This is a genomic window from Amycolatopsis nalaikhensis, from assembly GCF_030264295.1.
GTDB classification, from domain to species: domain Bacteria; phylum Actinomycetota; class Actinomycetes; order Mycobacteriales; family Pseudonocardiaceae; genus Amycolatopsis; species Amycolatopsis nalaikhensis.
Window position 1 is genome coordinate 9,598,068 of the sequence record NZ_CP127173.1, and the last position, 22,043, is coordinate 9,620,110.

A 22,043-nucleotide genomic window follows, 5' to 3' on the forward strand; every position below is an offset into this window, starting at 1 on the left:
CGCGGCCGCCGCGGGGCTCTTGCTGGGCGGGGGCGCGTTGGCGCCATGCCGTAGCGGCGGCCGATGCGCCCGGAAGGTGACCGCGGCTATTCGCGGACGATCACCGCTGACTGAAGGCGGAGCGCGTCCTGGCCCGGTGCCGCGCCGAACATCCGCCGGTACTCGCGGCTGAACTGCGACGGGCTGTCGTACCCCACCGCGTGGCCGATCGCCGCGACGTCGTGCGGGGCCGCGATGAGCTCCATCCTGGCCTTCTGCAGCCGGAGCTGCTTCTGGTACTGGAGCGGGCTCATCGCGGTCACCGCGCGGAAGTGCCGGTTGAGGGAAGACGTGCTGGTGCCGATGTCCGCGGCGAGGTCGTCGATGTGGATGACGCGGTCGTAGCGCGTGCGGACCCATTCGATCGCGCGGGCGACGAGCGCGAGGCGGCTGTCGGCCAGGCCCGCCTGCCTCATCAACGCCGCGTGCGGTCCGTTCAACAGCCGCCAGTGGATTTCGCGCCGCACGGCGGCGCCCAGGACCTTCAGGTCGCGCGGGTCGTCGAACAGCCGGAGCAGCCGGACCAGCGAGTCGAGCAGTTCGTCGTCCGCGTCGCTGATCGCCATCCCCGACCCGTCGTGCGGGCCCGCCGCCACCGGTCCGCCGTCGACGAGCAGCTGCGCGATCGTCGCCGGCCGCAGGCGCAGGCCGAGCGTCAGGAACGGCTTGCGCGGGCTCGCGTCGATGATCTGGGAGATCAGCGGCAGGTCGACGGTGAAGACCGCGGCCTGGCCGGGGTGGTGCTCGAAGACGCGATCGCCGAGAGCCGACCGCTTCGCCCCCTGCACGACGAGGACGAGCATCGGTTCGGTCACCGAGCCCATCGGTTCGGTGACGGTCGCGGCGGCGAACACCAGCACGTCGCCGAACCAGACCGGACGCAAGTCGTCGCCGGCCAGCCGCGTGATGCGGCGGCCGAGCTCCGCGAGGTGATCCACCTGTCGAGTGAAGCACAGCCGCGGCCCGCCGGTCCACCGCCACGATCGAAGCGAACTTGAGCGGATCGTGCATCGAGTCGAGCCCATCGGTCTAGGTGATCGACGTCGGAGCGGGTTCACTGGCTTGGCGCGGGGAGATCACCTCGCCGATGTCCCACTACCACCACGGAGGTCCACTGTGTCCCTCGACGCCTACGTCACCCTCGGCCGCTCAGGCCTGCGGGTCAGCCCCTTCACCCTGGGCACGATGACGTTCGGAGAAGATTGGGGCTGGGGCGCGAGTCCGGACGAGTCGAAGAAGATCCTCGAGGCCTATGTGGACCGTGGCGGCAACTCGATCGACACCGCCAACCTCTACACCAACGGCCACTCGGAACACATCATCGGGGAGTTCCTCGCCGAGCGGCCGGGGCTGCGCGACCGGCTCGTGCTCGCCACGAAGTTCTTCGGCAACCTGTACGAAAACGACCCGAACGGCGGCGGCCCCAGCCGCAAGGCGATCGTGCAACAGCTCGAGAACTCGCTGCGCCGCCTCCGGACCGACTACATCGACCTCTACTGGCTGCACAACTTCGACCCCGCCACGCCCGTCGAGGAAACCCTGCGCGCGCTCGACGACCTCGTCAGCGCGGGCAAGGTCCGTTACGTCGGTTTCTCCGACATCCCGGCCTGGGCCACCGCCGAGGCGGCCACGATCGCCCGGCTGCGCGGCTGGGCGCCGGTGATCGCCCTGCAGCTGGAGTACTCCCTGCTGGAACGCACCCCGGAAGGCGAGCTGATCCCGATGGCCCAGGCCATGGGCATGGGCGTGCTGCCGTGGTCGCCGTTGAAGGGTGGGTTCCTGTCCGGCAAGTACTCGAGCGCCACGAAGACCGGCGTCGACACCACGCGCGCGGGGATGCCCGGCGACGCCGAGCTGGTCGTGATCGACGCGCTCAACGCCATCGCCGGGGAAATCGGCGTCCCGTCGGCTCAAGTCGCCCTGGCGTGGGCGCTGGGGCGCCCCGGGATCAGCTCCGTCGTGATCGGCGCGCGCCGGATGGACCAGTTCGAGACGAACCTCGGCGCCTTGGCGGTGACGCTGAGCGAGACCCACCGCACGGCGCTCGACGAAGTATCGGCTCCGAAACTGAACTTCCCCGCCGAAAACAACGCGGTGCTGGCGCCGACCATCCAGTTCGCGGGCGCCACAGTGGACGGTCGGCCGTCCACTGTGTCCCCCTTGCTGCGTGCTTCGGGCACCCGTTACTGACGGCCGTCCCGTCGTCCGGGTCAGTGCGCGGCCGTCAAGCCGCCGTCGATGGTGACGATCGTGCCGCTGATGTACCCGGCTCGCTCGGATGCCAGGAACGCCACCAGGTCCGCGACCTCGCGCGGCTCCGCGATGCGCCCCGAGGGCAGGGCGGCGAAGCCGGCATCGACCTGGGGGCTGGCGGCCCGCATCGTGGTGATCCGCTCGGTGGCGACCGGGCCGGGGTTCACGCCGACCACGCGCACGCCGTGGCGCGGGCCTTCGCCGCCGAGCGCCTTCGTGAACGCCATCAGCGCCGCATTGCCCGCGCCACCGGCGATGTAGCCCGCGGTGGGCTGCTCGCCGCCGGCGCCGATGACGTTGACGATCACGCCGTGGCCCCGCTCGCGCAGCCGCGGGTACACGAGCCGGACGAGGTCGATGTAGCCGTACACCTTCAGGTCCCACGCGTGCCGCCACACCTCGGGACCGACGTCCTCGAGCGTGCCGGCCGGGATGTCACCGGCGTTGTTGACCAGGATCGCGGCGTCACCGGCGGCCGCGGCGAGCCGCTCGAGGTCGGCGCGGACACGCAGGTCGACGGCGTGCGTGGTCACCGCCACGCCGTGGTCCTCCCGCAGCTTCCGCGCGTGGTTCTCCAGCGCCTCCCCGTCGCGCGCGGCCAGGTGCAGGTCGCACCCTTCGGTGGCCAGCGTCTCGGCGATCGCCGCGCCGATGCCTTTCGACGCGCCGGTGACCAGCGCCCGCTTTCCCTTGAGGGACAGGTCCATCGTGTTCCGCTCCGTTCAGGCCGCCGCGGCGAGCGCGGTCAGCACGTCTTTCGCCACACCGGTTTCGGCGATGCGCGGAAAGATCTTCGCAAGCGTGTGGTCGTGCGCCGCGGCGTCCCCGTCGGTCACGGCGTCGACCGGCACCGTGACGTGGAAACCCTGCTCGTGGGCGTCGCGCACGGTCGACTCGACCCCGCTGCTGGTCGAGATGCCGGTGACGACCACCTGCGTGACCTCGCGCTCGCGCAGCCACTCGGCCAGGCCCGTCTTGGTGAAGGCGCTGCGCGACTGCTTGGTGACGAGGTGATCTCCTTGCGTCGCACCGAGTTCGGGGGCGAGTTCACTCCACTCGGCGGGCACCGCGGGGAAGCTCGCGCCGAGGTCGTTGCGCCCGGCGGGGCCACCGGTGACGTTGACGAGCACGACGGGCAGGTCCCGGCGCCGGAATTCGGCGAGCAGGTCGGCGGTGCGGCCGAGCACGTCCGCGACCGGGTGCGCCTGCGGGAGCGCGACGATCCCCTTCTGCAAGTCGACGACGATCAGCGCGGTCCGGCGATCGATGGTGGTGATGGGCATGCGTCCGTCCTCATCCGAAGTCTCTATTAAGTGTCACTTCAACGTAGCAGAAATACGCGAAGCCATCACGGTACTGTGATGTTTATCGGACGCGCGGAAGCAGGCGGAGGACTTCCGCGCGGGTCCCCCGCATGCGGTCGGGACACCAGGCGGCGGTCACCGTCACCTCGATCCGGACGTCGGCGAGTGGCCGCCAGACGACGTCGGAGTGGCCGAACGTCCGGACCTCGCTGGCGAGCTTGAGGGACAGCGCCCCGCCCGTCGCGACGAGCCGCAACGAGGCGTCGACCGCGCCGCTGTGCGCCCCGTGCAGCACTCCCGGGCCGGTGTAGCCCGCCGCGCGGAGCGCGCCGAACACCTCGTCGTGGATTTCCGGGTCCGCGTCGCGCGCGAAGCCGGCCAGCGGGTGCCCGTCGAGCTGCGCCGCGGTGATCGACTCGGCCGCGGCGAGCGGGTGCGCGCGGGGCACGGCCACGCCGATGGGCTCGCGGGCGACGACCCGGCCGTCGATCCGCGGCCCGCGCCGGACCGGCTCGCGCACCAGCACCAGGTCCAGTCCCGTGTCGAACAGCTCCGCGACCTCCGGGCGCGTCGGCAGCGGGTGGACGCTGACCGCGAGCTCGGGGTGCCGGTCACGGACGCGGGTGACCAGCCGCGGCACGAGGTCCGGCGGGAGCGCGGCCGCCACTCCGATGTGGAACGTCCCGGACTCGGCCTCGCGGAAGCGGGCCATCGCCGCCAGCGCGTCGTCGAGCCGCGCCAGCACCGCCCGCGACTCGGTCAGGAACAGCGCGCCGGCCTCGGTGAGCCGGACCCGGCGCTGCGAACGGTCGAGCAGCACCAGGCCGAGCTGCTTCTCGATCGCCTTGACCGTCTGACTGACCGCGGGCTGGGCGACGTGGAGCCGCGTGGCAGCGCGGCCGAAGTGCAGTTCCTCCGCGACCGCCACGAAGCAGCGAAGCTGCCGGACATCCACCCGCGAATGATAAGCCCCGCTTCTCGATCGAGAAGGTCTTCGTCGTGGACGTGCCCGGCCGCGGGTGTTGCACTCGATGCCATGACCACGACACCGCTCAGCGCCACCAGCCGCCTCTACTGGGAGATCAAGGGGACCGGCCCGGCCGTCCTGCTGATCGCCGGCACGCCCGGGGACGGCGGCCAGTTCGACCGCGTCGCCGCCGAACTCGCCGCGCACCGGACGGTGCTCACCTACGACCGCCGCGGTACCTCCCGCAGTCCGTCCACTCCGGACTGGCAGACGACCTCCGTCGCCGAGCAGGCCGACGACGCGGCCGCCGTCCTCGCCGCGTCCGGCGCCGGACCCGCCCTCGTCTACGGCACCAGCAACGGCGCCGCCGTCGCCCTCGAGCTGGCCCTGCGCGGGCCGGACCAAGTCCGCGGCGCGATCCTGCACGAACCGCCGTTGCTGTCGGTCCTCGCCGACCCGGCGCCGGTCGGTGCGATGATCGGCTCGGTGATCGAAGAAGGCATGACCTCCGGCGGTCCGGCCGCGGCGCTCGAGGGGTTCCTGCGGTTCGCGTTCGGCGACGACGTCGTCGGCTCGTGGAGTCCTCCGCTGCGTGAGCGGATGCTGGGCAACGCCGCCATGGTCTTCGGCGTGGAGCTGCCCGCGTTCCAGGCCTACCGGCCCGACGAAGCCGCGTTGCGGGCCGCGCGTGTCCCGATCCACGTCGTCGTCGGGGCGGAGCAGGCGGCGCCGTTCTTCGGCGAAGCCGCTGCCTGGCTGGCCGAGCGGCTCGGCACGGACGTGCGGACGTGGCCGGACGCGCACGGCCCGCAGTTCACGAGCCCGGCGGAGCTGGCGGCCGCGATCACGGCACTGGACCCGGCCTGACGTGCGGGTCCTCGCGACGACGTTCCCCGGCTGGGGCCACCTCGTGCCGATGCTGGGCGTGCTGCGCGCCCTGCTCGCCGCGGGTCACGAGGTGAGCGTCGCGACGCACCCGGAGTTCCACCCCGCGCTGGCGGCACTCGGCCTCCCGGCGGTCCCGGCCGGCCTCGCCGAGGCCGAGCTGCACGCCGAACACCTGCGACGGTGGCCGGAGACGGCGACCCGGCCGCCCGCCGAGTGAGGACCGCGGATGTTCACCGAGATCGCGGGCCCGGCCCTGACGGCGGACCTGCACCGCATGATCTCCGGGCGGCCCGACGTCGTCGTGTCCGAAGAGGGCGAACACGGTGGCGCGCGTTTCGCGGCCGCCCGCGGGCTGCCGTTCATCAGCCACGGCTGGGGCAGCCCGCTGGCCGCGGTGCCGGACGCCGACAGGGCCCTCGCCCACATCGACCCCTGCCCCGGCTCGCTCACCACGACGGGGTGGTCCGGGCCGCCGCGGTGGCCGGTCCGGCTCACCACCCCGCGTCTGGCTGCGGCCGATCCGGAGACCCTGGCGTGGGTCGCCGAGCGAACCCGCCCGCTTGTCTACGCCGGGTTCGGCACGGTCCCGCTCTACCGGGACGCGCCGGGGCTGGACGCCGTGGTCGACGCGCTTCTGGCGGCGGACACCGACGTGCTGTGCACCGGCCCGCGGCCTCCGTTCGCCCACGACCGGATCCGTTTCACGCGGTTTGTGTCTCTGCCCGATGTGCTGCCCGCGTGCGCGCTGGTCGTCTGTCACGGCGGCGCGGGAACGACCCTCGCCGCGCTGGCCCACGGACGCCCGCTCGTGGTGCTCCCGCGTGGTGCCCCCAGCCAGCAGCGGATGGCCCGCGCGTGCGCGGCGCGCGGAGTGGCGGTCGTCGTTGAGGGAACGGACCCGGCGGCGGCGATCCACGCCGCGCTCGGCGGGGAGTACGCCCGGCAGGCGGCCGAGGTGGCGCGCGAAATGGCGGCGGCCCCTGACCCGGCGGAGGTCGTCGAGAGCCTCGAACGGGCCCTCGCCTGAGGCGGATCAACCCGGGGACACTGTGGCCGCGGAGCCCTCTCACCTGAACCGGCCGGATCAGCCCAAAGACGCCGTCGCCGCGTGCAGCTCCCGCAATGCCGCCAGTGCGTGGGGCGCGAGCCCGCCGTCGTCCCGTTCGGCTTCGGACCACTGGCTGTAGCCCCGCTTGAACGCGAGGACGCCGAGCTCGGCCGCGAGCTGCGCCGTCGGGTCCGGTACCCCGCGTTCCACGAGCGCCGTCGTCATGGCGGCCGCGAGCCCGACGCTCTTGAGGGCGTCTCGCTCCTGGAGCTCGGCGCTGGCCGCCACCGCGGCCTTCAGGCGGGGGCCCAGTTCGCGGTTGACCGGCCCCATGATGCTCGACGCGCGTTCGAGCCCGGCGCCGACCGCTTCGAGCGGGGTGGCACCGGCCGGGGCTTCGGCGATCCCCTCGGCGAGCAGCCTGCTCAGCGTCTCCTGGCCGGCGACCAGCAGCTCGCGCTTGTCGGAGAAGTGCCGGAAGAACGTGCTCTTGGTGACGCCGGCGCGCTCGGCGATCTGCGCGACCGTGGTGGCGTCGTACCCCTGCTCGGTGAACAGGTCGCAAGCCGCGACGACGAGCCGCTGCGTCGTCTCCGGTTGCCATCGGGCCATGTGCCCATCATAGGTGATGGGACAATGGTCCCGTCAGCGTGTACGGTGATGGGACAAAGGTCGCATCACTTGCGGGAGAGTTCTCATGCACGTTTTCGTCACCGGCGGGACCGGCACCATCGGCTCCGCGGTCGTCACCGAGCTGCTCGAGGGCGGGCACACCGTGCTCGCGCTGGCCCGCTCGGACAAGTCCGCGCAGGCACTCACCGACGCCGGCGCCCGGGTCCTGCGCGGGCAGCTCGCGGACCTCGACGTCCTGCGGGCGGGGGCCGGGCAGGCCGACGGCGTGATCAGCCTGGCGTTCGGCAGCGACTACAGCACGGCGGAGGCGCTCGAGCGGTCGATCGCCGAAGAGAGCGCCGCGATGGCCGCGCTGGGCGAGGAGTTGGTCGGCAGCGACCGCCCGATCGTCACCGTCTCGGGCACGCCGTGGGTGCCGGGCCGCGCCGCCACCGAGGCCGACCCGCTGCCCACGGAAGGTCCGGTCGCCGCCCGAGCCCGCTCGGTCACGGCGCTGCTGGACCTGGCGACGCGCGGGGTGCGCGCGACGGCGGTCCGCATGCCGCGCACGGTCCACAACGAAGGCAAGGGCGGGTTCGCGGGCCTGCTGACCGACCAGGCGCGCCGCACCGGAGTGGTCGGCTACCCGGGCGACGGAACGCAGCGCTGGCCCGCGGTCCACGCGCGCGACGCGGCGGTCTTGTTCCGGCTGGCGCTGGAATCGGCCCCGGCGGGCACGGCCTGGCACGCGGTGGCCGACGAGGGCGACGCGGTCCGCGACATCGCGGCGGTCATCGGACGGCGCCTCGGCCTGCCGGTCGAACCGGTGCCGCAGGAGAACTTCGGTCCGTTCGGCCCGATCTTCGCCACCGACCAGCCCGCTACCAGCGCACACACCCGCGAGGTCCTCGGGTGGCAGCCGAAGCACCCGAGCCTGCTGGAGGACTTGGAGAACGTGCGGCCGTGAGGTGCGCACCGGCCGCCTGACTCAGGCGGCCGGTGTCAGCCCGCGTGCGCCGAGGTCGGCGGCCAGCCGCGGTGGCCGCGGCAGCCGCGAGCCATCTGCGGCGGCCGCCAGCATCTGCCGGCCAAAGGCAGCTTGCGGCGGGTGGCGGGATCGGCGGCCATCCGCGGCGGCCGCGAGCCACCCGCGGCGACCGCCAGCCTCAGACAGCGGGCGGCGGCCGCAAGCCTCAACCGACTGTCGGCCGCACCACCAGCCGGAACAGCTCGCCGATCCGCTCGAGGTCGACCTCCGCCGCCAAGTCGGCTTCCTCCGGCAGGTCATCCACCAAAGGTTCGATCCCGAACAGCAACCGCGGCAGCATCGGGTGCAGGACAAGCCCGATCAGCTCGTCGGCCGCCACCCGGGCCACACCCTCCTCGAGCCCGAACCCCGCCACCAAATGCGCCGCGAGATCGGCCGCCGCGACTCCGAACACGACGTCATAGAGGCCCGCCGCCAGCTCCGGCAGCCGGTCCGCCTCGGCGATGCCCAGCCGCAGCATTCGCGCGACCGAAGACCACCGCACCAGCTGCGACAACCGCCCGCAGTAGCGCACCACAGCCTCCGACGGCTCCTCCGAATACTCGACAGGCGTGCGCATCCGGGCGCCGAACAAGGTGCGAATGCGCTCGACCACCGCCACGAACAGCGCGTCCTTCGTCGGGAAGTGCGCGTAGAGGGACCGCTTCGACGTCTCCGCGCGCGCCGCGATCGCGTCCATCGACGTGCGCTCGAAGCCGTCCTCCAGGAACGCCAGCTTCGCCGTGTCAAGGATGTGCTCGCGCAGCGCTTGCCCGCGACGGGCCATGGCATCCACCTCAAAGTATACGGTACAGTCGAGTTTACTTCAGTCGCTGATTCGGAGACATCATCCATGATCGTGATCACCGCACCGACCGGGCAGATCGGCCGCAAGCTCGTCGCCACCCCGCAGGACGAGCCGGTCCGGCTCATCGTCCGCGACCTCGGCAAGCTGCCCGCCGCGGTACGGGCGCGAGCCGAGGTCGTCGTCGGGTCGCACCGCGATCCCGACGTCCTGGACCGCGCGCTCGACGGCGCCGACTCCTTGTTCTGGCTCATGCCCGCGGACCCGACGGCGAGCAGCCCCTACGAGGCGTACGTGACCGCCTCCATCCCCGGCGCGGATGCCGTCGTGCGCCACCAGGTTCCGCGCGTGGTGATCGTTTCCGCGCTCGGCCGCGGCTCGCGGATCTACGCCGGTCACGTCTCCGCGTCGCACGCGATGGAGGACCTCTTCCGCAGCACCGGCGCGCACGTGCGCGCGCTCGCGCTGCCCACCTTCATGGACAACATCCTCCGCCAGGCGGCCACGATCGAGGACGGCGTCCTCTCCGGAACCCTCCCGGCCGACTTCCGGATGCCGTGGATCGCGACGAAGGACATCGCGGCGCTCGCGGCGACCCACCTCTTCGACCACACCTGGACCGGGCAGGAAACGGTCGACTCCCTCGGCGGTGAAGACCTTTCGTACCAGGACATCGCCGAGATCCTCACCGACGTCCTCGGCTCCCCCGTCCGCTACCGGCTCGACGACCGGGCCGCGCTCCGGCGGTTCCTCGTCGGCCGCGGTTTCTCCGAGGCGATGGCGCGGTCCATGATGGACATGGACCTCGCGGGTGAACGCGGCATCACCAACGCCGTCCCGCGCACCGCCGGAAACACCACACCCACGACGTTCCGCGCCTTCGCCGAAGAAAACTTCAAGCCCGCCTGAGCCGGCTCGCGAGCTACCGGACGGCCGGACGGGGGCGGGGAACCGCCACGGGGCCCGTGTCGTCGTCCAACCGGATCCGCAAGGCGAGATCGAAGGCGTCCTCGAGCTTCTCCGCGTGCACCCGCGCCACGTCGTGGTCACCGACCGACCGCGCGTCCGCGACGTCGCGGCTCGCCTTCGCGATCCGCCGCCGGAAAGCCGCGTCGAACCCCGCCTTTTCTTCCACCCCGAGAATCCCTTGCCCTGCCACGAAAGAATGAGTTCCCCTCGCCCCGCGAACCCGCGGGGCGAGGCGACTCTAGCACCACCCGAAGATCAACCACCGGTGACCCGTCCGTCCATTGTGGCCGGACGGCTCACCGGGCCTGGGACGGCAGGCACCCGTAGCGCTGCCGGAAAGCGGCCGCGAACCGGCTCGCGCTGGAGAACCCCCAGCGGGCGGCGACCTCGCTGACCGACACGCCGGGATGCGCCTCGAGATCGGCGCGGGCGCGCTGCAGCCGGACGCCGACCAGGTGCTGCATCGGCGGGCAGCCGACCCATTCGCGGAAGCCTTCCTGCAGCCGGCGCACCGTGGTCCCGGCGACCGCCGCCATCTCCGCGGCCGTCCACGCCCGCGCCGGGTCGTCCCGCACCGCGTCCACCACCCGGGCGATCGCCCGGGGCCGCACGACCGGGCCGCGGCCGAGGTCGGGGCAGCTGGACAGCAGGAAGCCCGCCGCCACCGCGCCGGCCAGCTGCTGCCGCACGACCGGCAGCTCGCCGAAGAAGAAGTGGTCACGCACCTGGGAGGACAGCCCCTTGATCAGGTGCTGCCAGTCGCGGGCGGCGCCGTCCTCGAGGCGCAGCTGGTCGGGCAGCACCCCGGCCACCCGCACCGGCTCGGCCCCCAGCACCCGCTCGGCCTCGCGGTCCAGCCAGTCCCGGTCGAACTTGACGCCGAGCACCGTGCACGTCGCGTCCCAGTGGCTGATCAGCGACGGGGTGTCGGCGCGGAAGATCGTCGCCTGACCGGACACCGACGTCACGGCGCCGTGCCGGCCGCGGCTCTCCAGGTGCCCGGTCAACGGCAGGTTGACCTCGTAGGCGCTCGGGTAGTCGCACGCGATCTCGACGTCGGCGCCCCACCCGACGTAGCCGATGAGCACCGGGCCGAGGTCGAGGGTCCGCAGCGTCAGCCGCGGCTCGCGGCCGCCGCCGAGCGGCGTGAGCTGGTGCGGGAAGTAGGCCTCGGCGACCGACTTCGAAGCTCGCTCCCAGTCCCGGGGCGTCGCACCACGGCGTGCGGACATGGCAGGCATGCTAACCGATCCGCGGCCGTGCGCTCGATTCGTCGCGCGATCCGTATCGGATCCGCGCTTTGCGTGTCGTCGGCTCCCCCGCGGCGGACCTACCTTGCCTCCCAACCCGGACGAAGTCCCGAAGGAGGCCCCGTCGATGACGACGAGCAGCACCACCCAGCCGGACCTTTCCTGGCTCGACGACGTCACCATGGCGCAGCTGGAGCGCAACCCGTACGAAGCCTACGAGCGGCTTCGCCGGGAGGCCCCGCTTGCCTACGTGCCCGTGCTCGGGTCCTACGTCGCGACGACCGCGGAGATCTGCCGCGAGATCGCCACGAGCCCCGACTTCGAGGCCGTCATCACCCCGGCGGGCGGGCGCACCTTCGGCCACCCGGCGATCATCGGCGTCAACGGCGACATCCACGCCGACCTGCGCTCGATGGTCGAACCCGCGCTGCAGCCGGTCGAGGTGGACCGGTGGATCGACGACCTCGTCCGCCCGATCGCCCGCCGCTACCTGGCGGCGTTCGAAGACGACGGGCGCGCCGAGCTGGTCGCCCAGTACTGCGAGCCGGTCAGCGTCCGCTCCCTCGGCGACCTGCTCGGCCTGCAGAGCGTGAGCTCGGACAAGCTCCGCGAGTGGTTCGCCAAGCTCAGCCGCTCCTTCACCAACGCGGCGATGACCGAGGACGGCGAGTTCGCCAACCCCGAGGGCTTCCGCGAAGGCGACGAAGCCAAGGCCGAGATCCAGGCCGCGGTCGACCCCCTGATCGACCGCTGGATCGCCGAGCCCGCCGACACCGCCATCTCGCACTGGCTGCACGACGGGATGCCGCCCGGCAAGACCCGCGACCGCGAGTACATCTACCCGACCATCTACGTGTACCTGCTCGGCGCGATGCAGGAGCCGGGCCACGGCATGGCCTCCACCCTCGTCGGGTTGTTCAGCGAGCCGGACCAGCTGGAGGAGGTCGTCGACGACCCCGCGCTGATCCCCCGCGCCATCTCCGAGGGCATGCGCTGGACGTCGCCGATCTGGTCGGCGACCGCCCGGATCTCGACCAAGCAGGTCACCGTCGCGGGGGTGGACCTGCCCGCGGGGACGCCGGTGATCCTGTCCTACGGCTCGGCGAACCACGACACCGGCGTCTACGAGGCCCCGACCCGCTACGACCTGCACCGCCCGCCGCTGCCGCACCTGGCGTTCGGGGCGGGCAACCACGCCTGCGCCGGGATCTACTTCGCCAACCACGTCATGCGCATCGCGCTGGAGGAGCTGTTCGAGGCGATCCCGAACCTCGAGCGCGACACCTCGTCGGACGTCGAGTTCTGGGGCTGGGGCTTCCGCGGGCCGACGTCGCTGCACGTCACCTGGGAGGTCTGAGATGCCGTTCACCGCCACCGTCGGCGACCGGGAGGTGCCGTGCGGGGACGACCAGCCGCTGCTCGACGCGTTCCTGCGCGCCGGGGTCTGGCTGCCGAACTCCTGCAACCAGGGCACCTGCGGCACGTGCAAGCTCCGGGTGGTCAGCGGTGCCGTCGACCACCGCGACTCCCCCGCCGACACCCTGACGGCCGAAGAGCGGACGGCTGGCCTGGCGCTGGCCTGCCAGGCCCGGCTCCGCTCGGACGTCGTCGTCGAGGGCACCGGGGGCGTCGCCGGCCGGGCGACCCACCCGCTGCGCGACCTGGTGGCCACGGTCCGCGAGCTCGAGGACATCGCCCGCGACACGCGCCGCCTGCGGCTCGGGCTCCCCGAACCGCTGGCCTTCCACGCCGGTCAGTACGTCGAGCTGACGGTGCCGGGCACGACGGTGCGGCGCCAGTACTCACTGGTCAACACCGCGGAGGAGGACAAGGTCCTGGAACTGCACGTCCGCCTGGTGCCCGGCGGGGCGGCGACCGAGCGGTGGATCTTCGACGGCCTCGCCATCGGCGACCGGGTCGAGGTGACGGGCCCGCTCGGCGACTTCGTCCTGCCCCCGGCCGACGAGGACGACGGCGGCCCGATGGTGCTGATCGGCGGCGGCACCGGCCTGGCGCCGTTGATCGGGCTCGCGCGCACCGCGCTGGGCCGCGACCCGGACCGGAGAGTGCTGCTGTACCACGGAGTCCGCGGCGCGGCCGATCTCTACGACCTGGACCTGATGGCCGAACTGGCGGAGGAGTACGCCGGGTTTTCGTTCGTGCCGGTGCTGTCCCACGAACCGGAATCGTCCCATCGAAGCGGCTTCCCGACGGACGTGTTCGTCGAAGACGTCGCCAGCGCCCGTGGCTGGTCGGGCTGGTTGTGCGGGCCACCGCCGATGGTCGAGGCGGGGGTGAAGGCGTTCAAGCGCCGCCGCATGGCGCCCCGCATGATCCACCGCGAGAACTTCACCCCGGCCGACGCCTAGCGCGCGTGCGGCCCGGTCCGGCTCCGCCGACGTCGACGGAGCCGGACCGGGCTCGGAAGGGTGTGCGTCGCAAGGGTTTTCGTTCCGTGCTCCACAGTGGTCACGGCCTCGGCGGCCCTTCGGGGTGGCTGTCGCGGGGTACGCCGTGCGGCGCGGGCCGGGACTCTCGGGTCTCACCGGCATCGTCAGGAGCAGGCAGCCAGCCGCCTCGGGATCGGGCACGAGGCCGGACCGTCGTCATCACCTCCCCGGTTTTCCCACGAATTTCCTACCAGGTCGGGAACAGCGGCGGCGACCGCTGACGCCGTTCGCACGAGCGGGGCACGAACGACGGGCGGGCGTACGTCTTTCGCTCCGTGCGCGGAACTTCAGGGCGCCGGGCACGGGGTGCACGGGCGGGCGGCACGGGCTCGGCGGGAAAGTTCGCGGCGACGATCTCGGCGAACTCGGCCCGCACCCAGTCGTCATCCGCGCAGACCAGCTCGGTGAACCGGCTGGTCACCGCCGTGTCCGGCATCGTCGCTCACTCCCCGGATCGCCACTCGTCCTCGACACCAGGTCATGTCCCGCACTCACTGTTTTCTATAACTCGCACCGCGGATCGTGTCAAGCACCCGCGCGCTCACTCCTGGCGCGCCACCCACGCGGCGATCTGCGCGCGGTTGCCGAAGCCCAGTTTGGTGAGGATGTGCTGGATGTGGGTTTCGACCGTGCGCTGGGAAATGACCAGCGCGGCCGCGATCTCCCGGCTCGTCAGACCTTCGGCGACGAGCTTCGCGACTTCGTGCTCACGGCTCGAAATCGGCGAAGGCCGCTTCGGCGAGGATGCGCCGACGTCGAGGGCCGCACGGGTGCTCGCGATGTGCGTGCCGTGCGGGATGCCGACCGCGAACTCGGGCGCGGTGCCGATCCGCTCCCACTGGGTGGCGGCGACGCCGAACAGCGTGGCCGCCCGCCCGTGCTCGCCCGCCCGGTCGGCGATCCAGGCCAGCGTGTCGAGCCGGTAGGCGCGGCCCTGCTGGTCGCCGAGGCGCAGGTCGAGCCGGAGCGCTTCGGTGGCCGCGCGGGTCGCGGCCGCGGCGTCCCCGAACTCGACCTCCACGATGGCCTCGCCGAACAACGACATGGCCCGGTAGAACAGCTCGTCTTCCCCGACGAGGTCACGCATGCGGCGCAGGGAGGCGTGCGCGGCGGCGAGGTCGCCGGTCCGGTAGGCCACCGAGACGCCGTGGATGAACAGCGGGTGCAGCTCCTCGCGCACCAGCCCGTGCTCCCGGAAGGCGGCGCAGGTCGCCGCGGCCATCTCGGCGGACCCCGGCCGGACGGTCAGCATCGTCGCGAAACTCCGCACGTGCAGGATGCGCGCGGCCAGCACGGGATCGTCGCCCAGGGCTTCGGCTTCGGCCAGCAGGCGTTCCGCGCCGTCGACGTCGCCCAGCCAGAGCGTGTACAGCGCGCAGACGCACAGCGCGCGTCCGCGGTCGGGGTGCCCGGGCGGGGCTGCGGCGAGCGCGCGCGTCAGCCAGCCCTTCGCTTCGCCGACCAGCCCGCGCAGCACCCAGTACTCCAACGGGCGAGTGGTGATCCGCAGGGCGACGCCGGATCCGTCCGGAGTGGACAGTGACCAGTCCAGCGCGGCCCGCAGGTTCGCGTGGTCGCGGGTGAGGTCGACGATCCAGCGGCGCTGGCGGCCGCTCACCCATTCCGCTTCGGCCCGCGCGGCCAGCCGGTCGAACCAGTCCGCGTGGCGGCGCGCCACCCGCTCCCGCTCGCCCGAGGCCTCGAGGCGTTCCTGGCCGTACTCGCGCAAGGACTCCAGCTGCTGGTAGCGGACGACGTCGTCGTCCTGGCGCCGGACGAGCACGGACTTGTCCAGCAGGCCGTCGACCAGCTCCAGCACCTCGTCCGGCGGGAGGCCGGCCACGAACGCGGCCGCGTCGAGGTCGAACGACCCGGCGAAGACCGACGTCCGCGCCCAGACGGCCTTCTCGGCCGGTGAGCACAGCTCGTGGCTCCAGTCGATCGCCGACCGCAGCGTCTGCTGCCGCTCCGGCGCGCCGGGCAGGCCGGACTTCAGCAGGCCGAGCCGATCCGCCAGCCGGTCGGCGATCTGCCGCGGCGACAGCGACCGGATCCGGGCGGCCGCCAGTTCGATCGCCAGGGGCAGCCCGTCCAGGCGCGCGCACAGCTCGGCCAGGACGCGTTCGGTGTCCGGGGTGTCGGTGACGGCCTCGGGCCAGAGCCGGGCGGCGCGGTCGCGGAAGAGCCGCACGGCATCGGCGGCCGGCAGCGGCGGCACGGGCAGCACCTGTTCACCGGGCACGGCGAGGGACTGGCGGCTGGTGGCCAAGACGACGACGCGCGGACATTCGGCCAGCAGGGTACCGACGAACTCCGCGCAGGCGTCGACGACGTGCTCGCAGTTGTCGAGGACGAGCAGCGCGGAGAGGGGCCGGAGGTGTTCGACCACCAGCCGGGCCGGGGCGACACCAGGACGGCCGTGCAGCCCGAGCCGATCGGCGACGAGGTTCGCCACCAGGGTGCTGTCGCGCACCTCGGCGAGTTCCGCGAAGACGACGCCGTCGGCAACGCTGCTGGCGACGTCGGCCGCGACGCGCACCGCGAGCCGGGTCTTGCCCACCCCGCCCGGGCCGGTCAGCGTCACCAGCCGCGAATCGCCGAGCAGCGCCCGGACCTCGGCACCCTCGCGGCCGCGGCCGACGTAGCTGGTCAGCTCGGCGGGCAGGGCGGCGGTCTCGGGCATGGACGACAGGGCGCACCTCGCAGTCGGGAACTGGATCAATCTAACCGAGCAGTACGGCCCGGGCGACCGCGTACGTATGCGGGCGGCGGGTTTACGGGTTTTTGCCGATGCGGCGCCCGGGCACGGCCGGTGACGATCACCCGCGACCGGCTCGAGGAGGCCCGAAATGCACCGGAAGCGACACAGCGCCGTGTCCAGCCGTGGCCCGCACGGCGGGCGGCGGCCGTGACGCGCGCGGCCGTCCAAGCACCCGCGTGGACCTGGCCGGTGGCCCGGCTGCTGGCCGACTCCGTGCTGGGCGAACTCCGGCACGCCCTGCCCGCCCACCCCACCCTCCTGGACAGCAGGGCCTGGCGGTTCGTGGCGGCGAACCTGCACCGCACCCTGACCGGCGAAGACGCCGACTGGCAGGGCGCGGACGCGGAGCTGTTCCGCACCCTGGGCGCGGCGAGCGGCGACCCGCAGCTCGTCGCCCGCGCGTGCAGCACGGGCAGCCGCCGGGGGCTGGCGGCTCTGGGCCAGCCACCTACCGGTGTCGTCTGCGCGTGCGCGGAAGCCCTTTTCTCTTGCGTGGAAACGCTTTCCGCCTTGGCCACCGCTGGCGCGGCCGTCCCTGCGGACAAGCGTCTCCTCGAAGCGATCCTGACCGGCGCCGGCGCCGGGAACGTCGAAGCCCTGGCCCGCGCGGCCCGGTGGCCCCTGCCGGACCGCGTGGTCCTGGTCGCCGTCGAACCGGGCGCCGCGGACCCCGGCGCGCCCGCGCTCGCCGACCTCGACGACCCGCACCCCCGGCTGCTGCTCCCGGACGGCGCCAAACTCCCGCCCTTCGGCGTCCGGGCCGCGCTCGGCCCGCCCGTGCCGTTGGCGGACGCCGCGAAGTCCCTGGACTGGGCCCGCCGCACCCTCGACCTGGTCCGCGACGGCGTCCTCCCCGACCGCCCGGTCACCGACTGGGCCGACCACCTGACCACGCACTGGCTGCTGGCCGACGCCTTCCTGACCACGACAATCGCCGACCAGGCGCTGGCCCCGCTCGACGCCCTCACCGCGAACCAGCGCGCGAAGGCGGCCGACACCCTGCTCGCGCTGATCAGCACCGGTGGCAGCGCCCCCGAAGTCGCGCGGCTCCTCGGCGTGCACCCGCAGACCGTCCGGCACCGCCTCCGGCTGCTCACCGACCTGTTCGACGGCAGGCTGACCGACCCCGCCGAACGCCTCACCCTCGAAATCGCGTTGCGTTCAAGAAAGCTCGGCACAATTTCCGCGCAGGCACACCCTCACGCGATTGACAATTTATCGACCCCGCGAAACGAATGGTTGACGCCGGACCGCGGATCCGATTCCATGCCTTGACCAACCCCCTCTCTTTCTTCGATTCGGAGTACACATGTCCGCATTTCTTCGTCGCGGCGTGGTCGCCACGCTGGTCGCCGCCGGAATGGTGGCGCTCCCGGCAGCGAACGCCCCCGCGCTGGCCGACAGCACGTCGGTCTACGTGCCGCCTTCGCCGTTGCCGCCGGGCCAGAACGGTGACGTGCTCAAGTCCGCTCCCTCGACCTACAACGGCGCGAAAGCGACCCGCATTCTGTACCTGTCCCGGGACAACAAGGACAAGCCGGTCGCCGTCAGCGGAACCGTCTTCGTCCCGAATTCGCCGTGGACCGGTCCCGGGGAACGGCCGATCGTGGCCTACGCCCCGTTCACCTTCGGCATGGGACCGCAGTGCGCGCCGTCGAAAACGCTCGCCGGCGAAGGCGCGTCGGACGTCGTCTCCGGATTCCAGGGCGGTTTCGTCAACGCGCTGCTGAACGCCGGGTTCGCCGTGGCCCAGACCGACTACATCGGCCCCTGGGTCGAAGGCGGCGGCGAGCACCCCTACGTGGTCCGGTTGTCCGAGGCCCACGCCGTGCTCGACGTGCTCCGCGCGGCGCAGCGGCTGCCCGGCACCGGCCTGCCCGCGAACGGCCCGGTGGGCATCGCCGGTTATTCCGAGGGTGGCGGCGCCGCGGCGTCCGCGGCCGAGCTGGCCGCGACCTACGCACCCGAACTGGACGTCAAGGGCGTGTACGCCGGAGCGCCGCCCGCCGACAAGGCCGCGCTGTCGAAGTCGCTGGACGGCGGCATGTACGTCGCGTTCCTCGGCTACGCGCTGATCGGCATCAACCAGGCGTACCCGGAGGCGAACATGATGAGCCTGGCCAACGAGGCCGGTGCCCAGCTGTTCCTGCAGGCGCGGCAGACGTGCACGCTCGACGCGGTCTTCCGGTTCATGGGCAAGCAGACGAGCTCACTGACCAAGAGCGGCCAGCCGGTCGCCTCGTTCCTGGCGCGGCCGCCGTTCGACGCGATCGTCGCGGAGAACCGGATCGGCACCCTGAAGCCCGCGATGCCGACGATGGTCGAGCAAAGCCCCCTCGACGACGTGATCCCGGCGGCCACCGGCAAGCAGATGGCCAAGGACTGGTGCGCCAAGGGTGCCACCGTGCAGTGGAAGGACCTGGTGTCGTTCACGCCGTTCTTCTCCCACGCGCTGGGCATGCTGACCGCTCCGGGCGACGCCACGGCGTGGCTGCAGAGCGCGTTCAAGGGCCAAGCCGGAAGCGGCAACTGCGGCCGGTTCTGAGATCCGCGCGGGGACCCCGGCACGGCGTCAGCGGGACGGCAGGCCCAGCAGGTCGAGGAACGCCGTCGCCGCCGGGGTCCGCCCCACCCCGCTCCAGATGAGGTATTCGACGCGCGTGGGTGCGTCGGTGATCTCGATGGTGGCCAGGCCGGTCAGGTGCGGGACGTACGTCGAGGGCAGCATCGCGATCGCCAGGCCCTTCCGCACCAGCCGGACCAGCATGAAGTCCGCGGTGGTGACCTCGAACGCGACCTCACGGCTCAGGCCCGCCGCGGCGAACGCCTCGTCCGACTGGGCCCGCGCGGCGGAGTGCGGCGGCAGGTCGATGAACGTCTCCGTCGCGAGCCGCGCCAAGTCGACGACCGGCTCGCACGCCAGCGGGTGGTCGGGCGCGACGACGGCCACCAGCCGGTCCCTGGCGAGCTCGCGGGCGTTGACGCCGGCCGGCCGCGCGCTGGGCGGCAGGCCGAGGAAGGCGACCTCGATCTTCCCCTGCTTGACCTGCTCGGTGAGCTCCTCGCTGCCGCCGACGCGGATGTTCAAGCGCACCTGGGGATACCGGTCGCGGAACCGGCTCAGCGCGTCCGGGATGTCGACGGCGGCGACCGTGGGGATCAGGCCCAAGGCGAGCGTGCCGCGGACCTCGCCGGTCACCGCGCCGACGTCGGCGACCGCCCGCTCGGCGGCGTTGAGGCTTTCGCGGGCCGCGGCCACGAACGCCTCACCGGCCGGGGTGATGCGGACGTGGCGGCTGCTGCGGTCGAACAGCCGCGCGCCGAGTTCCCGTTCGAGGCTCGCGATCTGCCTGCTCAGCGCGGACTGCACGACCAGGCACTGCTCCGCGGCGCGGGTGAAGCTGTTCGTCTCGGCGACGGCGAGGACGTAGCGCATCTGCTGGAAGCTCCATGGATCGATGATCGTATGGCATCGCTGGAGTGACAACTGTGCGTTGGACTCATCGATTCGCCGTCACGAGACTCGGGCGTATGACTACGACCAGTACTGAACCGCGCTCGCTGGTGCGGGCGTGGGCGGGCGTCGCGGCCATCACCGCGAGCCTGTTCGTCTTCGTCACCACCGAGCTGATGCCCGTCGGGCTGCTCACCCCGGTCAGCGCCGGGCTGTCCGTCTCGGTCGGGCTCGCGGGCATGATGGTGACGCTGTACGGCATTTCCGCCGGCGTCGGGGTGCCGTTCCTGGTGGCGTGGAGCCGCACGGTGAACCGCCGCGCCCTCCTCGCCGCGCTGCTGGTGGTGATGGCGGCGGGCAACCTCGTCACGGCCGTGTCGCCGGACTTCGCGATCCTGCTGGCCGCCCGGCTCGTCACCGGGTTCGCGCACGGCGTGTTCTGGGCGATCGGCGTCGCCATGGCGATGCGGCTCGTGCCCGGCGAGAAGGCGAGCAAGGCGGCGGCGGTCGTGCTGTCGGGCATGTCGATCGCCACCGTGGTGGGCGTGCCGCTGGGCACGTTCATCGAGAGCCGCACCGACTGGCGCACCACGTTCCTGATCTGGAGCGGTCTGAGCCTGCTGGTGCTCGTCGCCGTCGTGCTCACCCTGCCGTCGCTGCCGTCCCACAGCGCCATCCCGGTGCGGGAGGTGTTCGCGCTGCCGCTGAAGAACGGACGGCTGCGGGTCGTGATGACCACGGTCGCGCTGTACGTGCTCGGGCACTTCGCCGCCTACACGTTCATCCGCCCGTTCATGGAGCAGAACGCCGGGGTCTCGCCGGCGTGGGTGACCGGGCTGCTGATCGTCTTCGGCGTCGGCGGCGCGGTCGGCAACTTCGTCGCCGGGCACACGGTCACGGCGCACCTGCGCGCGACGTTCATCGTGGCGTGCACGGGACTCGTCGCGTCGCTGCTGCTGGTCCTGCTGATCGGCGCCGGCCCGGCGGGGCTGGCGGTCGCGGTGGTGCTGTGGGGCGTGTCTTTCGGGGCGGCGAACCTGTGCCAGGTCAACATGATGCTCGCGGCGGCGCCGGACACGTTCGAGGCCGCCATGTCGCTCAACACGATGGGCTACAACATCTCGATCGCGCTCGGCGCGCTGCTCGGCGGGCTGTTCGCCACCGGCTTCGGCACGACGGGCGCGGTGTGGTTCGGCGTCGCGTTGACGGTCGCGGCACTGCTGACGGCCTTCGGCTCACACCGCGACTCGTCGGGATCCGATCACCCTCGCGAGGAGACGCACCCGTGAACCAGCCCCGCGCGTGAGCGAGCGGCGGCCGATGTCGTCCGCCCCGGCTCGGCCGAGGACGTCGCGGCCGTCGTGCGCTGGGCGGGCGCCACGGGACGGCGGGTCGCCGCCCAGGGCACGCGGCACTCGGTGTACGGCCGGTTCCAGGTCGGACCGCGGTGTCGTCGTGGACATGTCCGGACACGCGGCGATCCACGATGTCGGCCGGGACCGGATCGTCGTCGGGGCAGGCGCGACCTGGCGCGACGTCCTCGCGGCCGCCCTCCGCGAAGGACTCACCCCACCGGTCCTCCCGGAGTACCTCGACCTGTCGATCGGCGGCACGATCGCGGTGGGCTGGCGCTCGACGTCGTCACGGGCGACGGACGCATCCTGAGGTGCGCACCGGACACGAACGCAGACCTGTTCGACGCGGCGCGCGCCGGGCTCGGCCAGGCGGCCATCACCACGCGGGCGACGCTGTGCCTGACGGCGGCGCCCGAGGCGGCGCGCAGGTACCAGCTCGCTTCGCCGACGTCGAATCGATGCTCACCGACTCACGCCGCCTCCTCGACGAGGCCGACGCACTGGTGGCCGCGAACCGCGCGGTGGACGAACGGGTCGCGGCGGCGGGCGGCACGCTCAACCCGGTCGGCGCCCTGCCCATGCCCCGCCGACTGACGGTCCCACTTCGGCCCGGTGTGGAGCCGGGTCGTCGCCGCCAAGCGGGCCTACGACCCCGGCATGGTCCTGGCTCCCGGCTACGAGCTGTTCGCCTTTCCCCCGGAGGGAGACATTAGGTCGACGACCGGGCGGCTGAGAGCGGTGCCGACCGCGTTCGGCGGCCGCCGCTTTGCCGACGGCTAACCCGCCGCTGGCCTCCCGGAAACCCCGGCGCGACCAGGCGTCCGACGTCAAAGGAACCTCACAGGAACCGCTCAAACGCCA

The 22,043-nt window shown here is 72.5% G+C and carries 23 protein-coding genes and 1 pseudogene; 13 read left to right on the forward strand and 11 right to left on the reverse strand.

The window, feature by feature from the left end:
- Positions 1-86: 86 nt before the first annotated feature.
- Positions 87-977: an AraC family transcriptional regulator gene (locus QP939_RS46595; protein ID WP_285453274.1), complete on the reverse strand. Its 891-nt coding sequence runs from the start codon at positions 975-977 to the stop codon at positions 87-89.
- Between the two features lie 178 nt (positions 978-1,155).
- Here QP939_RS46595 and QP939_RS46600 point away from each other — a divergent pair, with 178 nt between their 5' ends.
- Complete coding sequence (locus QP939_RS46600) at positions 1,156-2,229, forward strand: aldo/keto reductase (protein WP_285453275.1); 1,074 nt, start codon at positions 1,156-1,158, stop codon at positions 2,227-2,229.
- A gap of 20 nt (positions 2,230-2,249) precedes the next feature.
- On the opposite strand, the gene QP939_RS46605 is transcribed toward QP939_RS46600, so the two are convergent.
- From QP939_RS46605 to QP939_RS46615, 3 genes are all read right to left on the reverse strand, one after another.
- On the reverse strand, positions 2,250-2,999 hold the full coding sequence (locus QP939_RS46605; RefSeq protein ID WP_285453276.1) for a short-chain dehydrogenase/reductase: 750 nt from the start codon (positions 2,997-2,999) through the stop codon (positions 2,250-2,252).
- A gap of 15 nt (positions 3,000-3,014) precedes the next feature.
- Complete coding sequence (locus QP939_RS46610) at positions 3,015-3,575, reverse strand: cysteine hydrolase family protein (RefSeq protein WP_285453277.1); 561 nt, start codon at positions 3,573-3,575, stop codon at positions 3,015-3,017.
- An 82-nt stretch (positions 3,576-3,657) separates the two neighbouring features.
- The gene (locus QP939_RS46615; RefSeq protein ID WP_285453278.1) at positions 3,658-4,551 is read right to left on the reverse strand and encodes a LysR family transcriptional regulator; all 894 of its coding nucleotides are present in this window, start codon (positions 4,549-4,551) and stop codon (positions 3,658-3,660) included.
- A gap of 81 nt (positions 4,552-4,632) precedes the next feature.
- On the opposite strand from QP939_RS46615, the gene QP939_RS46620 reads away from it, so the two are divergent.
- From QP939_RS46620 to QP939_RS46630, 3 genes are read left to right on the forward strand one after another with little or no spacing between them, the layout of a single operon-like run.
- Entirely contained in the window at positions 4,633-5,430 is a 798-nt protein-coding gene (locus QP939_RS46620) for an alpha/beta fold hydrolase (RefSeq protein WP_285453279.1), read from the forward strand.
- Position 5,431: 1 nt separating this feature from the next.
- Entirely contained in the window at positions 5,432-5,668 is a 237-nt protein-coding gene (locus tag QP939_RS46625) for a hypothetical protein (RefSeq protein WP_285453280.1), read from the forward strand.
- A gap of 9 nt (positions 5,669-5,677) precedes the next feature.
- A complete protein-coding gene (locus QP939_RS46630; RefSeq protein WP_285453281.1) occupies positions 5,678-6,478 on the forward strand; it encodes a glycosyltransferase in 801 nt (266 codons plus the stop codon).
- A gap of 57 nt (positions 6,479-6,535) precedes the next feature.
- Here QP939_RS46630 and QP939_RS46635 read toward each other — a convergent pair whose 3' ends face one another.
- On the reverse strand, positions 6,536-7,111 hold the full coding sequence (locus QP939_RS46635; protein WP_285453282.1) for a TetR/AcrR family transcriptional regulator: 576 nt from the start codon (positions 7,109-7,111) through the stop codon (positions 6,536-6,538).
- 85 nt (positions 7,112-7,196) lie between these two features.
- Here QP939_RS46635 and QP939_RS46640 point away from each other — a divergent pair, with 85 nt between their 5' ends.
- Positions 7,197-8,078 carry an SDR family oxidoreductase gene (locus QP939_RS46640; RefSeq protein WP_285453283.1) on the forward strand — a complete coding sequence of 294 codons (882 nt, stop codon included), beginning with the start codon at positions 7,197-7,199 and terminating at the stop codon, positions 8,076-8,078.
- A 226-nt stretch (positions 8,079-8,304) separates the two neighbouring features.
- Here QP939_RS46640 and QP939_RS46645 read toward each other — a convergent pair whose 3' ends face one another.
- The gene (locus QP939_RS46645) at positions 8,305-8,925 is read right to left on the reverse strand and encodes a TetR/AcrR family transcriptional regulator (RefSeq protein ID WP_285453284.1); all 621 of its coding nucleotides are present in this window, start codon (positions 8,923-8,925) and stop codon (positions 8,305-8,307) included.
- 66 nt (positions 8,926-8,991) lie between these two features.
- Here QP939_RS46645 and QP939_RS46650 point away from each other — a divergent pair, with 66 nt between their 5' ends.
- The gene (locus tag QP939_RS46650) at positions 8,992-9,852 is read left to right on the forward strand and encodes an NmrA family NAD(P)-binding protein (protein WP_285453285.1); all 861 of its coding nucleotides are present in this window, start codon (positions 8,992-8,994) and stop codon (positions 9,850-9,852) included.
- 13 nt (positions 9,853-9,865) lie between these two features.
- On the opposite strand, the gene QP939_RS46655 is transcribed toward QP939_RS46650, so the two are convergent.
- Together QP939_RS46655 and QP939_RS46660 are read right to left on the reverse strand one after the other, a co-directional pair.
- Positions 9,866-10,078 carry a hypothetical protein gene (locus tag QP939_RS46655; RefSeq protein WP_285453286.1) on the reverse strand — a complete coding sequence of 71 codons (213 nt, stop codon included), beginning with the start codon at positions 10,076-10,078 and terminating at the stop codon, positions 9,866-9,868.
- A 130-nt stretch (positions 10,079-10,208) separates the two neighbouring features.
- A complete protein-coding gene (locus tag QP939_RS46660; protein ID WP_285453287.1) occupies positions 10,209-11,144 on the reverse strand; it encodes an AraC family transcriptional regulator in 936 nt (311 codons plus the stop codon).
- 145 nt (positions 11,145-11,289) lie between these two features.
- On the opposite strand from QP939_RS46660, the gene QP939_RS46665 reads away from it, so the two are divergent.
- Both QP939_RS46665 and QP939_RS46670 read left to right on the forward strand, forming a co-directional pair.
- Entirely contained in the window at positions 11,290-12,519 is a 1,230-nt protein-coding gene (locus QP939_RS46665) for a cytochrome P450 (RefSeq protein ID WP_285453288.1), read from the forward strand.
- A 1-nt stretch (position 12,520) separates the two neighbouring features.
- Entirely contained in the window at positions 12,521-13,531 is a 1,011-nt protein-coding gene (locus QP939_RS46670; RefSeq protein WP_285453290.1) for an FAD-binding oxidoreductase, read from the forward strand.
- Between the two features lie 268 nt (positions 13,532-13,799).
- Here QP939_RS46670 and QP939_RS46675 read toward each other — a convergent pair whose 3' ends face one another.
- Complete coding sequence (locus QP939_RS46675; RefSeq protein WP_285453292.1) at positions 13,800-14,048, reverse strand: hypothetical protein; 249 nt, start codon at positions 14,046-14,048, stop codon at positions 13,800-13,802.
- A 105-nt stretch (positions 14,049-14,153) separates the two neighbouring features.
- Positions 14,154-16,295 carry a LuxR C-terminal-related transcriptional regulator gene (locus QP939_RS46680; RefSeq protein WP_285453294.1) on the reverse strand — a complete coding sequence of 714 codons (2,142 nt, stop codon included), beginning with the start codon at positions 16,293-16,295 and terminating at the stop codon, positions 14,154-14,156.
- A gap of 129 nt (positions 16,296-16,424) precedes the next feature.
- On the opposite strand from QP939_RS46680, the gene QP939_RS46685 reads away from it, so the two are divergent.
- Complete coding sequence (locus tag QP939_RS46685) at positions 16,425-17,648, forward strand: helix-turn-helix domain-containing protein (RefSeq protein ID WP_285453296.1); 1,224 nt, start codon at positions 16,425-16,427, stop codon at positions 17,646-17,648.
- A 34-nt stretch (positions 17,649-17,682) separates the two neighbouring features.
- Entirely contained in the window at positions 17,683-18,918 is a 1,236-nt protein-coding gene (locus QP939_RS46690; RefSeq protein ID WP_285453298.1) for a lipase family protein, read from the forward strand.
- 27 nt (positions 18,919-18,945) lie between these two features.
- On the opposite strand, the gene QP939_RS46695 is transcribed toward QP939_RS46690, so the two are convergent.
- Positions 18,946-19,809 (reverse strand): LysR substrate-binding domain-containing protein, encoded by an 864-nt coding sequence (locus QP939_RS46695; protein ID WP_285453300.1) that lies wholly within the window; start codon positions 19,807-19,809, stop codon positions 18,946-18,948.
- 95 nt (positions 19,810-19,904) lie between these two features.
- On the opposite strand from QP939_RS46695, the gene QP939_RS46700 reads away from it, so the two are divergent.
- The 3 genes and pseudogenes from QP939_RS46700 to QP939_RS52095 all read left to right on the forward strand — a co-directional run.
- Positions 19,905-21,116 carry an MFS transporter gene (locus tag QP939_RS46700; RefSeq protein WP_285453302.1) on the forward strand — a complete coding sequence of 404 codons (1,212 nt, stop codon included), beginning with the start codon at positions 19,905-19,907 and terminating at the stop codon, positions 21,114-21,116.
- Positions 21,117-21,147: 31 nt separating this feature from the next.
- The gene (locus tag QP939_RS46705) at positions 21,148-21,492 is read left to right on the forward strand and encodes an FAD-binding protein (RefSeq protein WP_285459999.1); all 345 of its coding nucleotides are present in this window, start codon (positions 21,148-21,150) and stop codon (positions 21,490-21,492) included.
- Positions 21,493-21,791: 299 nt separating this feature from the next.
- Positions 21,792-21,962: pseudogene (locus QP939_RS52095) on the forward strand (hypothetical protein); the annotation flags it as partial.
- Positions 21,963-22,043 lie beyond the last annotated feature (81 nt).